Annotated in this window: 13 protein-coding genes; 7 read left to right on the top strand and 6 right to left on the bottom strand. The window is 36.8% G+C overall.

Annotated elements, in window-relative coordinates; translation table 11 throughout:
• Positions 1-78: 78 nt before the first annotated feature.
• On the bottom strand, positions 79-1,272 hold the full coding sequence (locus AN161_RS04995) for an ornithine--oxo-acid transaminase (protein WP_053593280.1): 1,194 nt from the start codon (positions 1,270-1,272) through the stop codon (positions 79-81).
• A gap of 290 nt (positions 1,273-1,562) precedes the next feature.
• Complete coding sequence (gene pruA, locus AN161_RS04990) at positions 1,563-3,107, bottom strand: L-glutamate gamma-semialdehyde dehydrogenase (RefSeq protein ID WP_053593279.1); 1,545 nt, start codon at positions 3,105-3,107, stop codon at positions 1,563-1,565.
• A 146-nt stretch (positions 3,108-3,253) separates the two neighbouring features.
• Between pruA and AN161_RS04985 the strand changes: the two genes are divergently transcribed.
• Complete coding sequence (locus AN161_RS04985) at positions 3,254-4,567, top strand: sigma-54-dependent Fis family transcriptional regulator (RefSeq protein WP_053593278.1); 1,314 nt, start codon at positions 3,254-3,256, stop codon at positions 4,565-4,567.
• Positions 4,568-4,604: 37 nt separating this feature from the next.
• Positions 4,605-4,865: a hypothetical protein gene (locus AN161_RS29445; RefSeq protein WP_053593277.1), complete on the top strand. Its 261-nt coding sequence runs from the start codon at positions 4,605-4,607 to the stop codon at positions 4,863-4,865.
• Positions 4,866-4,909: 44 nt separating this feature from the next.
• Here the strand turns inward: AN161_RS29445 and yugI are convergent, their stop codons facing one another.
• The 3 genes from yugI to AN161_RS04965 all read right to left on the bottom strand — a co-directional run bounded on the left by yugI (position 4,910) and on the right by AN161_RS04965 (position 7,561).
• Entirely contained in the window at positions 4,910-5,287 is a 378-nt protein-coding gene (gene yugI, locus AN161_RS04975; RefSeq protein ID WP_053593276.1) for a S1 domain-containing post-transcriptional regulator GSP13, read from the bottom strand.
• An 86-nt stretch (positions 5,288-5,373) separates the two neighbouring features.
• A complete protein-coding gene (locus AN161_RS04970) occupies positions 5,374-7,020 on the bottom strand; it encodes a hypothetical protein (protein WP_053593275.1) in 1,647 nt (548 codons plus the stop codon).
• The gene (locus tag AN161_RS04965) at positions 7,013-7,561 is read right to left on the bottom strand and encodes a sigma-70 family RNA polymerase sigma factor (RefSeq protein ID WP_053593274.1); all 549 of its coding nucleotides are present in this window, start codon (positions 7,559-7,561) and stop codon (positions 7,013-7,015) included. Before AN161_RS04965 ends, AN161_RS04970 begins: the two co-directional genes overlap by 8 nt.
• Positions 7,562-7,827: 266 nt before the next feature.
• Here AN161_RS04965 and AN161_RS04960 point away from each other — a divergent pair, with 266 nt between their 5' ends.
• Positions 7,828-9,168 (top strand): sodium-dependent transporter, encoded by a 1,341-nt coding sequence (locus AN161_RS04960; RefSeq protein ID WP_053593273.1) that lies wholly within the window; start codon positions 7,828-7,830, stop codon positions 9,166-9,168.
• A gap of 262 nt (positions 9,169-9,430) precedes the next feature.
• On the opposite strand, the gene AN161_RS04955 is transcribed toward AN161_RS04960, so the two are convergent.
• Positions 9,431-9,691: a DUF1871 family protein gene (locus AN161_RS04955; RefSeq protein ID WP_082339692.1), complete on the bottom strand. Its 261-nt coding sequence runs from the start codon at positions 9,689-9,691 to the stop codon at positions 9,431-9,433.
• Positions 9,692-9,763: 72 nt separating this feature from the next.
• On the opposite strand from AN161_RS04955, the gene AN161_RS04950 reads away from it, so the two are divergent.
• The 4 genes from AN161_RS04950 to AN161_RS04935 all read left to right on the top strand — a co-directional run bounded on the left by AN161_RS04950 (position 9,764) and on the right by AN161_RS04935 (position 13,580).
• The gene (locus AN161_RS04950) at positions 9,764-10,936 is read left to right on the top strand and encodes a MalY/PatB family protein (protein WP_053593271.1); all 1,173 of its coding nucleotides are present in this window, start codon (positions 9,764-9,766) and stop codon (positions 10,934-10,936) included.
• 312 nt (positions 10,937-11,248) lie between these two features.
• On the top strand, positions 11,249-11,506 hold the full coding sequence (locus AN161_RS04945; RefSeq protein WP_053593270.1) for a hypothetical protein: 258 nt from the start codon (positions 11,249-11,251) through the stop codon (positions 11,504-11,506).
• 273 nt (positions 11,507-11,779) lie between these two features.
• Positions 11,780-12,307 carry a sigma-70 family RNA polymerase sigma factor gene (locus AN161_RS04940; RefSeq protein WP_053593269.1) on the top strand — a complete coding sequence of 176 codons (528 nt, stop codon included), beginning with the start codon at positions 11,780-11,782 and terminating at the stop codon, positions 12,305-12,307.
• Positions 12,300-13,580 (top strand): hypothetical protein, encoded by a 1,281-nt coding sequence (locus tag AN161_RS04935; protein WP_053593268.1) that lies wholly within the window; start codon positions 12,300-12,302, stop codon positions 13,578-13,580. Before AN161_RS04940 ends, AN161_RS04935 begins: the two co-directional genes overlap by 8 nt.
• The last annotated feature ends 143 nt before the right edge of the window (positions 13,581-13,723 follow it).

Here is a 13,723-nt window from a genome sequence, read left to right as displayed (position 1 = left end):
TCGCCTCTTTGGTTTTTTTTAATGATAGTATATCGGCATCATTGTAACATACTTCCGAATTGAAATGTGAACATTTTGTTAAAGTTTAAATACTTTTTCGATTTGCTCGATTGACCAATCTAAATCTTCTTGTGAAATAACAAGTGGTGGTGCAAATCGAATAACTGTATCATGTGTTTCTTTACATAATAGGCCTAATTCTTTAAGTTTTTCACAGTATGGACGCGCTGCCTCTGTTAATTCCATTCCGATAAATAAACCGCGTCCACGAACATCTTTAATGACTGGGTTATTAATTTCTCTTAATTTACCTTTAAAGTATTCACCAAGTTCGTGTGAACGCTCTGCTAATTTTTCATCTAGTAATACTTTAATTGAAGCAATAGATACAGCACATGCTAAAGGATTACCACCGAAAGTTGAACCGTGTGATCCTGGATTGAATACACCTAAAATATCACGATTTGCAGCTACACAAGAAATCGGGAATACACCGCCACCTAAAGCTTTACCTAGGATGTACATATCAGGCTCTACTTCTTCCCAATCACATGCGAACATTTTACCTGTACGTGCTAAACCAGCTTGGATTTCATCTGCAATGAATAATACATTGTTTTCGCGACATAGCTCTCGAGCAGCTTTTAAGAAGCCTTCTGGTGGAATCACGATACCAGCTTCACCTTGGATTGGTTCAATTAAAAATGCTGCTGTATTTGGAGTAATTGCTGCTTTTAATGCTTCTAAGTTACCGTAATCTACTAGCTTAACATTCGGTAACATTGGACCGAATCCACGACGATATTCTTCGTCAGATGATAAAGATACTGCAAGCATTGTACGGCCATGGAAGTTACCATTACATGCAATGATTTCAGCCTTGCCATCTTCTACACCTTTTACATCGTATGCCCAACGACGAGCTGCTTTAAATGCAGTTTCTACCGCTTCTGCACCTGTATTCATTGGCAATACCATTTGTTTATTCGTTAGTTTACCAACAAGCTCATACCATTCACCAAGGTTTTCGCTATAGAATGCACGAGAAGTTAATGTAACTTTATCAGCTTGCTCTTTTAAAGCAGCGATAATTTTTGGGTGGCGATGCCCTTGGTTCACAGCAGAATAAGCTGATAGCATATCTAAGAATTTGTTGCCTTCTGGATCTATAACCCAAGCACCCTCAGCCTCAGAAATCACGATTGGTAGTGGGTGATAGTTTGCAGCACCAAAATTTTGAGTTTGTTCAATAACTTGTTGTGTTTTTGTCATATAGTATTCTCTCCTTACTTTCATGATGAAAAATCTACGGAATAAAGGGACTCTGTTCTTCTACAGTAATTTTAATAGAAATAACTTTTATTCATCAGTATTTTCTGAATAAACAAAACACAAGAATCTGCTGCTTCTCCTAGATAAGCCGCCTCGACGTTAGCACCTGGGTTCTTGCCAGGCTTACTTTACCAGGAGGAGTCTCGCAGATTCTTTTTAAAAATATTCCTATTACTTATGGAACAGCCCTATCATCAAAGTGGAATAATCTCCACTAAACTTGTTAAACATTAAAGCATTTCTGAAGTTGTTTTTGCTTGCATGTGAAGTTGTAGATAGTCAGGACCACCAGCTTTTGAATCTGTACCTGACATATTGAAGCCACCAAATGGTTGGTAACCAACGATTGCACCTGTACAACCACGGTTGAAGTATAAGTTACCTACATGGAAATCTTCACGTGCTTTTTCTAAGTTCGTACGATTATTTGTAATAACCGCACCAGTTAAACCGTATTCAGTATCGTTTGCAATATCAATTGCTTGATCGAAATCTTTAGCTTTTGCAATAGCTACAACTGGTCCAAAGATTTCTTCTTTCATAATACGTGCAGTAGGATCTACATCTGCAAATACTGTTGGCTGGATGAAGTAACCAACTGAATCATCAGCTGTACCGCCTGCAACAAGGCGACCTTCTCCTTTACCAATTTCAATGTACTCTGTCACTTTATTGAATGCTGCTTGGTCAATAACTGTTGCCATGAAGTTGTTGAAGTTCGTTGGATCACCAACTGTTAACGTGTTCGTAAGCTCAATTACACGATTAACAACTGTGTCATATACATCTTCAACGATAATCGCACGAGAACATGCTGAACATTTTTGACCAGAGAAGCCGAATGCTGATTTTACGATAGATTGTGCTGCAAGCTCTAGATCTGCTTCTTTATCAACAACGATTGTATCTTTACCGCCCATTTCAGCGATAACACGTTTAATCCAAATTTGACCATCATTTAATACAGATGCACGTTGGTTAATACGTAAACCTACATCACGAGAGCCAGTGAAGCTGATGAAACGTGTTTTTGGATGATCAACTAAGTAGTCACCTACTTCTGCACCAGAACCTGGTACAAAGTTTACAGCACCTGCCGGAAGACCAGCTTGCTCTAATACTTCGATAAATTTATAAGCAACTACAGGTGTTGTTGAAGCTGGTTTTAATAATACAGTGTTACCTGTTACTAAAGCTGCAACCGTTGTGCCTGCCATAATTGCGAATGGGAAGTTCCAAGGTGAAATAACAATACCAATCCCTAATGGAATATAGTCATAACGGTTGTATTCACCAGGACGGCTTTCTACAGGTTGGCCGTTTTTAATACGTAGCATTTGACGACCATAGTATTCTAAAAAGTCAATTGCTTCTGCAGTATCTGCATCAGCTTCAGCCCATGGTTTACCTGCTTCTTTTGTTAAAAGTGCAGAGAATTCATGTTTACGACGACGGATAATTGCTGCCGCTTTGAATAATACGTCTGCACGAATAGCTGGATCTACTTTTTTCCAAGTTTTAAATGTTGCGTCTGCAGCTTGCATCGCTTTTTCAGCTAGTTCTTTGTTTGCTTTTGATACGCGACCAATTACTTCTGTTTTCTTTGCAGGGTTATATGAAACGATTTTATCTTCTGTAGTAATGCGTTCGCCACCAATAATAAGTGGATAGTCTTGACCTAAATAACTCTCTACTTTGTTTAATGCCTCTACATATGCGTTGTAATTTGCCTCTTGAGTAAAATCTGTGAATGGTTCGTGTTTGTATGAAATCATACTTTAATCCTCCCTCGTGAGATGTATTTTAAATGTGCAAAAAACATTGACGCAAAATATTTTTGCGTATAAAATATTCTTACACTTATTATAATGCAAAATTTCGTTGCATATTTCAAGTAAAAAATTTTTGAGGTGCATATTTTATGAAAAATTCTGAACCCTTACTTCCTTTTTATGAGTTTATTGCAACAAATGTTTCTGTTGGTATACATGCTGTTGATCTTTCTGGCAAAACAATTATTTATAATACAAAGATGAAAGAAATTGAAGGTTTTCATTTTGATGAATTAGCAGATCGTTCTGTTATTGAAATGTTTTCCTTTCGCCAACATGAAAGTACTTTAATGCGTGTATTACAAACAGGTAAAAAGGAAATTAATGTAAAACAAACCTATTGGAATAAAAATGGCCATGAAATTACAACTATTAATGATACTTTTCCACTTTTTGTTGAAAATAAACTAATTGGAGCAATTGAATTTGCTCGTGACATTACATCACTCGAAAAGCTTGTTTATCAGCCCCTTCGTCGCTATGATGAACCGCTAACATTCGATATGATTACATCTGTTTCTGAATCGATGCAACAAGTGATCGCGAATGCCAAAAAAGCAGCAGCTGTGAAATTACCTGTTTTACTAATTGGTGAATCGGGTACAGGAAAGGATTTAGTTGCAGAGGGTATTCACCATGCAGCATCGTCTGATCCTGAAGCATTTATAACTCTAGTGAGTCGTCGTTCTGCTCAATCTGTTTTAGATAAATTACATGATCTCTTACAGGATGACAATGACAATGCATATACTTTTTTCTTTGAACGCATTGATTTTTTAAGCCTAGACATCCAAGAGCAACTATTAGAAGTATTACAATCGCTTCCACAGTCTAAGTACATGCTCATTGGCAGCGTCGGAAGTGATCCAATTACATTGATTGCGGAAAAGAAGCTTTCAAAATCACTGTATTATTTCTTTGCAACAATGGCCATTACTATCCCAAATCTAACAGATCGAAAAGAAGATATTCTTCCATTCGTAGACGATTACTTTAGCCGCCATCGAGAGCGATTTGCTTCAAATGTAGCGAACCTTGCACCTGATGTACAGGATTTATTCTTGCAATATGATTGGCCAGGAAATTTAAAGGAACTTGAACTATTACTAGATGAAATAGTGTCATTTATGACGACTGAGTCAACAGTTACCTCAGATTTACTTCCAATGCATTTCCGTTTCAAGATACAACAGCAGGACACATCCAATCACGAGCCGGAATTCTTTATGTTCCACCAACAAAATGATGTTATGCCGCTCGATGCTTATTTACGTGAAGCCGAATCATATTATGTGCAAAATGTTTTAAATTTATATGAAGGCAATATTACAAAGGCTGCAAGTGCACTTGGTATGAGTCGTCAAAACCTACAATATCGAATTCGAAAAATAAAAAATCAATAGCTTTACTTAAAGAAAAAAAACGAGGATACCTTCAAAATTGAAAGCATCCTCGTTTTTTTATCCCGCATTAACAGGCAGTAATTTTCTGTGCGAAAGCGAAGCGACAGCAACAAATGGTTTCTGTGCGAAAGCGAAGCGACAGCAACAAATGGTTTCTGTGCGAAAGCGAAGCGACAGCAACAAATGTTTTCTGTGCGAAAGCGAAGCGACAGCAACAAGACTCTCACCTCAAAATTCAGCAAAAGCAAAGAAGTTAGGTAAAATAACTGCCTGTAAACGCCCGATTGGTGAAGACTAATAATCAGTGGGGGATAAAGAACCCCCACTGATTAAAGTTTCACTTTATTGTCCTGACTGCTCAATCCAGTCCTGTAATTTATCTTTTAGGGAATTAAAACCATTCGCATCCGATTCATCTACACGGTCCTGCAATGATTTACGTGGTGGTGCATCTTTTTTACGTAATGTTGCTGGGCGCTCCTGCAAAGCTCGAATCGATAAACTAATTTTTTCGGCCTCTTCATCGATTTCAAGTATCTTCACTTCCACCTCTTGCCCAACTGATAAAAATTCACTAACGTCCTTTACAAAACCGTACGTAATTTCGGAAATATGCACAAGGCCTTGTGTTTCTTCATCAAGCGCAACAAATGCACCGTATGGCTGAATACCTGTAACTTTTCCGGTTAACACGTCTCCTAATTCATATTTTTTTACCATAACCTCTTGCCCACTTTCTTTTTGTTTACTACGTATATATCGCCTTAAATTATAACATACGTGTATTAGTGGGGCAAAAAATCTCCTTATTCGCTAATAGCATTAATTAGGTAACGCGCTGCACCATTTTCAGTTACTACAGAGGTTAACTCAAAGGATAATTGCTGTCCAATTACTCCATGCGCTGCACTTTTTACAGTGGCTCTAATATTTAGTTGCGAACTCCCCATTTCATGAAGAGCTGTGAAATTTTCCATTCCATTAAACTGTACAACTGTATTTATATTCACATCATCAGACAAAAGTCTTTGAGCAGTTTCTCGATCACCAATCCCATTAGCATATAAAAATAAACTAACGATGTTAATTGGATCTAATGTGTTAATAATTGTATCGTCTTTCGTTTTAACATACGCATTGTAAAGAGATTTAGTTTGTTCAATCCAAGCGTCATCAATTGCTATACTTGTTGTTCCATCCTCCGTCTGCATAAATGTATCTTCTCGCAAATGTAATATTCCCATCCATATATCGTATGTTGTTAACTGTTCTAGAGTTTTGGATTGTCCCGTTAACTTTATTTCACCTAGTATTAATTGCGCTGTTTCACGCATTGCCTCACCATATTCTCCATTCGCAATGATAGTTAATAAATCGATGTATTCAGGCTTGTATTGCCCAGTTTTTGTACGAATTGGATCGGTTTCATTTCCTTTAAAAATGGCAAGCCACGTATTTTCAAACTCTCCCTTTAATACGTTAAAATCATTCGTCTCAGAAAGATTATCCGCTACAAGTGTTTTTTCATAGAGACGCAGAATAGTTGCAGAATCCTCTATAGAATAGAGTAAATCCCCACCAACAAGTAATGAGCCTGTAGCCAAATATTTAAAATACCCTAACACCCTTGGATGAAGGCGTTCAATATAGTCGGGCGCGTCTTTCCCGAACACAGGATTAGGTCGAAAACTAAAGCTTTGTCCATTATATTGCAATTCAAAATATTGCTTTTCAGCCGAAGCAATTAATTTATTTAGGTCTGTAGGAAGACTTTGGGATTTTTGAGATAATACTTTTTCATACGGAGCAAGCTTATTAGAATAATAGCCTGCAATTTCTTCTACCGAGTGAGAATATCTACTATAAAAGAAATAAGATTCTTCAAATGACATAGGATCTTCATATGTTTCAATAAGCTGTATTAGCTCGCGGGGTGTTTGTAGATTATCCAATGCATCTTTTTCTAAACTTTTTAAAAAGTCATGATTGGTGTTCTGTATCTCTTGAAACATCTCTTTTCTTTTAGGTAAAGAATTGATTTCATTATCTGCCATTTGAACCTTCGATATTTCACTAAACTCTTTCTCTGGAATGTCGAGTTCTTTACGCATATGCTCACGCTTTTCTTGATATTTTTTTGTAAAGTTTGAAAGCCATTCGTCATATTCTTGGTTTTGTTCTTGTTCAGCTGTTTGAACAAAGGTCGACGGATTAATGACATACGACGAAACAAGAACACTTAATAAAAGTACACTTGCAACGCTTGCTATCCAAACAGCGGGCTTTTGCCATCTTGAGGGAGGCTTTTGAGTCGTTAATGTTTCTTGTGCTTGTTGTGTTGCATTTTCTGCCTCGATTTGTGCGAAAACGGCTTCTGGATCTAGCTGTGGTTCCATGCGATCATAGGATTTTTTTAGAAGCTCCATTCGTTTTTCAAATTGTTTATCATCCATTTTCAACACTCCCCTCTTGCATTAACAACGATTTAAGTTTTTCCTTTGCACGTAATATACGAACTTTGACAGTTGATAACGAGATATTTAGTACCTCCGCTATCTCTTCATACTTTAATTCATGGAAGTAAAATAAAATGAGAGGATAACGATATTTTTCATCAAGTGCTTTAATAGCATTATGTAATAGCCTATCCTCCTCAAAATTAAGGACATGTTTTTCTGCTGAAGATGAGGGCGTTTGTTGCTGAGCACTTAGCCTTTCTTCCTTCGCCTGTTCTCGTTGTTCTTTGCGATAATAATCACGTGTTGCATTTAGTGTGATTTTATAGAGCCATGTTGTAAAACGATCCTGCTTAAATTGATGTAAAAAACGATAGAGCTTCACAAATACCTCCTGTGAAACATCTGCTAAATCATTACTATGTACGCCGCATTGAAAGGCAAATTTTTCAACTGTTCGTTGATGTATTCGGATCAGCTCTATATAGGCGTCTTTGTCTCCTTGCTGAGCCCGTTCGATTAATTCAGTTTCTGTCACAGTTATCCCCCCTTTGTACATGTAACGAATCATTTCTCCTAATTGTTACATATTTAAATGGATTTTACTTATAGTGAATAAATCCATAACTTTACGGGTCGAACTACAAATATCGCCGGTAGAACCATATATTGCGCCGCCAGAACTACCTCTGTTGCATGACGAGCTTAATTTAAGAATATCTATATGCCATTTTCTGAAATTTGCTTGTGTTATGAAAATATTGCGGTAAAATAAAACTTTAGTATAAGGAGGATTTATTTTAAGTGTCTTCGAGAGATCAATTTTCAACTAAAATTGGGTTTATTTTAGCTGCCTCAGGAAGTGCTATAGGGTTAGGAGCTATTTGGAAGTTTCCTTACATGGCGGGTACTAACGGCGGTAGTGTCTTTATTTTATTATTCATCTTATGTACATTTTTCATCGGCTTGCCCGTGTTAATAGCAGAATTTATGATTGGTCGCCGTGGGCAAAAGGATGCCGTTACGTCGTTCAAGGAACAAGCACCAGGAAAACCGTGGTACTTGATAGGATGGGGTGGCATGATTATTGCCGGTCTCATACTTTCATTCTACAGTGTTGTTGGTGGCTGGATTTTAAGCTATTTAGGCCGAGCCTTTACATTACAGCTAAATACTGCTGGTTCAGATGCTAATTATGCAGATCTGTTTGGTACCGTTATTTCAAGCCCGTTCGAAGCCGTGCTTGTACAAGGGGTATTTATGCTATTAACGATAACAATTGTATCAGCAGGCATTAAAGGCGGCATTGAAAAAGCTAGTACATGGATGATGCCTCTATTATTCATTTTCTTCATTGTGTTAGTTATACGCTCTTTAACATTGGAAGGTGCAATGGAAGGCGTCAAATTTATGTTCGTCCCTGATTGGTCATACTTAAATGCGGAAACATTTTTAAAGGCGCTTGGACAAGCATTCTTCTCGTTAAGTGTTGGGATCGCGGTCATGATCACATATGCTTCCTATCTATCCAAAACTGAAAAAATTGGAAACTCGGCCATCAATGTTGCATCGATGAATATCATTATTTCTTTACTTGCAGGCCTAGTAATTTTCCCAGCAGTATTCGCACTTGGCTATACACCTGATCAAGGTCCTGGCCTTGTATTTATTATTTTACCTGCTGTTTTTGAGCAATTACCTCTTGGTGGACTGTTCTTAATAATTTTCTTTGTACTTTTACTATTTGCAACAGTAACTTCTTCCATTTCCATGTTAGAAATTGTCGTGGCAATCGCAATTGGAGATAAGCCTGAAAAGCGTAAAAAAATCGCTTGGATTGGTGGCATCATTATTTTCATCTTCGGTATTCCAAGTGCCCTTTCATTCGGCATCCTATCTGATGTGAAAATTTTAGACCGCTCAATTTTCGATTTTGTTGACTTTTTGACTAATAGTATTGGTATGCCAATTGGAGCCTTACTGATTTCCATCTTTGCAGGCTATTATTATACAAAGGACATTTCTCGTAAAGAGCTTGCCTCATCTAGTGTGATGTTCAATATTTGGTATTATTCAATTCGTTATGTTTCTCCGATAGCAATAGTAATTATTTTCATTCAGGGGATTTTACCGTTATTTAAATAAGAGAGTTAATTTTGTATGAACAATGCGTTAAAGCGCTCATTTACATCCGACAAGCGCTGGAGAGCCCGAAGTAAAAGTAAGCGCTCCTCCACTTTTGCCCGAGGGATTGAAGCGACCTCGAGGATGTAGCGCTTGAGCCTAGACGAAAACTATGCCCTTAGTTTTCCACAACTTAAAATCTAAAGTTTCCTTAACAGCTAAAAACGAGGTTGTCTCAAAATTGAATGACAACCTCGTTTTCTATAAAAAAGCAAAAGCATAGTTAAATAATACATTTTGCTTCAAATTTTATCGCAATAAGTTTGTACGAAATGGCTACACAATCTTCAAATGGAATCCATTCTTCAAACGAATGCTCATATGTTTCTTGAATAACCTTTGCAAGAACAGATGGATCATCAATACCTTGCAATGCTGCTACAACATCTGCGGTTTCAGTATCATAATGGTCTGGACCTAAGTGGAATGGATCCCACTCCTCTAGCAGATGTACGGCCGCTTGATTCATTTTAATATTTTCCAAAATACTCACCTATTATCCTTTTATCATACTCGTATGATACCATAGTAAATAAAAAAGAAAAGAGTGATTTGCTTGTCTATTTTCGATCAAACTATTAAACGTCGCTGTACAAACTCTGTAAAATGGGACGCAATGGAAAAAGTATATGGACTAAAAGATGCTTCAGACATACTACCAATGTGGGTAGCTGATATGGACTTTGCCGCTCCAGCAGCCGTATCAAAAGCGCTACAAGAGCATGCTGAAAAGACTGTTTTCGGCTACAGCTATGTTAGTGATGAAGCTATACAGGCGATAGTAGACTGGCAGAATACTCATCATGATTGGCACATTGACAAAGGTTCAATTGTTTTCTGTAACGGTGTTGTTGCAGCTATAGCGAATAGTATTATGGCACTGACAAATTCAGGAGATAAAGTACTTATTTCCTCACCTGTCTATCCCCCATTCTATAACATCCCGAAAAGTAATGCTCGAGAGATTGTGAATTGTCCTTTAGTAGAAAAAGATGGAACATTTGTCTATGACTTTGAAGCCTTTGAACAAGCACTCGCTCAAAATGTGAAAGCCTACATATTGTGTAATCCACATAATCCAGGTGGCTATGTATGGGATGAAGCTACATTAAAAGAAATCGTGCGACTTTGTGCAAAATATGATGTTGTGATTATTTCCGATGAAATTCATTCTGATTTGATGTTAGATGGTTCAAAACATACACCTCTAGCAAAAATCGCTGGTGATGAAACTGATCGTATTATTACATGCATGGCACCGACAAAAACCTTTAATTTAGCTGGTATTCAGGTTGCCTATACGATCGTGACGGATGAGAAAAAGCGTATGTTGCTTGAAGCAGTTAATATGGCTAGTGGTCAAGGCTCATTAAATACCTTTGCTTCTGTTGCAATTCAGGCTGCTTATACAGAGGGTTCTTCATGGTTAGAGGAAATGCTTACTTACATTTCAAATAATATGGACTATGTAATTGCTGAATTAGAACAATTACCTGGTATCCATATGACAAAACCTCAAGGCACTTATTTACTTTGGATTGATTATCGAGAATTAGGACTTGATGAAAAAGAAATTATGAAACGTTTGCTTGAAAATGGCAAGCTTGCAATAGAGCCAGGGTCAAAATACGGCGAAGAGGGTCGTGGATTCCTACGTATGAATGTTGCTTGCTCATTTGACACAGTAAAAGACGGTGTTCAACGCTTTAAGCAAGCATTTCAGCAATAATAAGTAAATTGTGAAGGATATCTCAAGTTTTTCTGAGATATCCTTTTTTGTTTAGAAATATATCTCAACTGGAGACTAAGCATCTGGGGGTTGGTGCAACGACAAAAAATACGCGGCTGACTATTAATGATCTGCTCCATTCTTCTGTAGCTTTGTAGTTTGATAAAAATCACCTCGTTAGTTTTTCTTAGAAGAGATTTTTTATTGGATATTTATGTTAAAATCATTTTAAAGAATTGTGAAGAAATGAAACTTAATAAGCATTTTAGAAAGTATTAAAATGGCATGATTACTACAAAGGGGGAAACTAAATTGGTACAGATTATTTTATCTATTATTCTAATAATTACACTTATTTTTTCTATATCAGTTTTGATTCAAAAAAGAAAAAAAGCTGGTATCACGGGGATTAAGAGTATTTTAACTTCAATTTGTTTATATTTAATTGCTGTAACAAATCTTCTTGCTTATTGGTTTGACTTTATGGGGCTATTGAATTGGTCTATTACTGTTATATTGTTGATTTTAGGTGCTTATTTCACAAAATATATGCCAGTGCCCGATAGATGATCATTGCACTAACAGGGGCGATTGTTCAATAGAGCAGTCGCTTTTTCACTAACTGCGTAGTTTTCTTTAATGAGCAGGAATGAGCTATTGCTAATCAAAATGGAATACTTATATTCTGTTTACCGTATTAGAGCAATATTCCGTAATAAGGTTTTATTAATTGGAATTAATATAAATGAAATCGTAGGGAGAATATTTCCCTACTTTTTTTATGAGAAAATGAAAATTATTTAAGCTAAAACATGAACTAAATTGTCTAATGTATAGAAGGGAGTGAGTTACATTATTCGATTAATTAAAAAAGCTCAAAAAGGAAATGAAAAAGCCTTTTTAAAACTTTTTCAGATGTATGAAGCAGATATATATCGAATGGCATTTGTTTATTTGAAGAATGAAGAGGAGGCTTTAGATATTGTACAAGAAACTGCTTATAAAGCGTTCGATAAAATTGAAAGCTTAAAAGAGCCTGCTTACATTAAAACATGGCTTATTAAGATTGCCATTAGTAGTTCACTGAATCGTTTAAAAAAGCTAGAAAAGATTGTGCCTATGCAAAATGAATACATAGACAAAATACAATTTGAACAGGGTGACCCAACCGTAAAAGTCTTGCTTCAACAGATACTAGAGGAATTAACAAGTGATGAAAAAGGAATTGTATTACTGAAATATTACGAGGGCTATACTTTTCAAGAAATTGCTGACACGCTCCATATCCCATTAGGAACAGTAAAGTCAATCCTATATCGTGCATTGAAAAAGTTACGTGTTCAAGTAGAGGAGGCAGATTTTTATGGATAAGTTAAAAGAATCAGTGCAGTCGATTCCATTGCCACAGGATTTACATAAAAGAGTGAAAATGGGTGTTAGCCAAGTAAAGAAAAAAAGAAAGAAAACATGGCTCATTCCATCTGTAGCTACCGTATTTCTAGCTAGCTCTATTACAGTCGGTGCTGCAATGAATGACGATGTAAAAAATTTACTATGGCAAATTAGCCCTGAAATAGCTGTACTACTTCAACCGATAGAAAGCACGGTTGAACATGAGGGTATAAAAATGGAAATCGTTTCAGCCATGCAGGATGAAGATATGGCTGTCGTGTATGTGACGATGCAGGATGTTGAAGGGAACCGTATTGATGAAACATTGGATATTTATGATTATCACATGTCAAAAGGACGGTCTTTTACTGCTGAAAGAATTGGTTTTGATCCTACAACGAAAACAGCCCTAGTTCGATTTATGTCGTTTAACGGGAATAGTATAGATAAGTTTAAGCTAAATATCCGTTCTTTTTTAAGTGATAAATCAGTGTTAGAGAATGTAACATTCCCACTGGATTTACAAGATGTAGAAAAACAACAAATTGAGCTCTTGCCAGATGATACAATTCGCGGAAGTGGTGGAGCATCCTCTGAAGGAGATGTATATGTACTACCAGCGGGTAACTTGAATATTCAAACACAACTATACGACAGAATGCGAATTACAAATATAGGACTTCATAATGACAAACTATATGTGCAAACAGAGTGGCCAGCCAATAATGCGATTGAACACGGGGAATTTTATTTAGTGAATCCAGCTGGGCAGAAGATTCTTCCTACAGTGAGTTATTCCTACGGGAGAGATGAACAAGGAAAACCAATTTATGCGTATAATTATGAGGAAAATATATTTAATGTGAAGGATATCAATATATCTGAGTATGAGTTGCAGGCGAAGATTTATACAGCTGGTCAATATATGGAGGGAGATTGGGAAGCATCCTTCAAACTAGAAGAGATGAAAGGGCAGTCGGTGCCATTTGCTATGGACTTTGGTGACTGGGTAGCGAAAGAGCTGAAGATTTCCCCACTTGGTTTAACGATTCTAGGGAAAGGCGATGCGACAGAAACTGAAGAGTTAACGGCTACAATTGTTTTAAAAGACGGAAGTCATAAGGAACTGACAAGCTTAGTTTCCTTCACGGATAAAAATCAAGTGAAACTGAAGTTACTGTCCGAGGAGCCATTAGAGCTTGAACAAATTAAATCCATTACGATTAATGGATTTGAAGTGAATCTTTACTGACGAAACATTCGGGGTCACCCACCAATTACACGGGAACAAAGTTGATCTATTAAATTTCCGAGTTAGGGGCCCACTTCAAGAAGGATTAGCGCTTTTTTGTTGAACTTTTTGTACTAATGGTAAAGTTTAGTGGAATAAACAGT

Source organism: Lysinibacillus sp. FJAT-14222 (assembly GCF_001278875.1).
GTDB lineage: Bacteria > Bacillota > Bacilli > Bacillales_A > Planococcaceae > Lysinibacillus > Lysinibacillus agricola.
The sequence above is the reverse complement of the archived record's forward strand: the minus strand, read 5'-3'. Positions and strand labels throughout refer to the sequence as shown.

Excerpts from the sequence above, each read along its gene's own strand:
- AN161_RS04970 (WP_053593275.1), bottom strand. The coding sequence starts at position 7,020 with ATGGATGATAAACAATTTGAAAAACGAATGGAGCTTCTAAAAAAATCC.
- yugI (WP_053593276.1), bottom strand. The coding sequence starts at position 5,287 with ATGGTAAAAAAATATGAATTAGGAGACGTGTTAACCGGAAAAGTTACA.
- AN161_RS04935 (WP_053593268.1), top strand. The coding sequence starts at position 12,300 with ATGGATAAGTTAAAAGAATCAGTGCAGTCGATTCCATTGCCACAGGAT.
- pruA (WP_053593279.1), bottom strand. The coding sequence starts at position 3,107 with ATGATTTCATACAAACACGAACCATTCACAGATTTTACTCAAGAGGCA.
- AN161_RS04995 (WP_053593280.1), bottom strand. The coding sequence starts at position 1,272 with ATGACAAAAACACAACAAGTTATTGAACAAACTCAAAATTTTGGTGCT.
- AN161_RS04985 (WP_053593278.1), top strand. The coding sequence starts at position 3,254 with ATGAAAAATTCTGAACCCTTACTTCCTTTTTATGAGTTTATTGCAACA.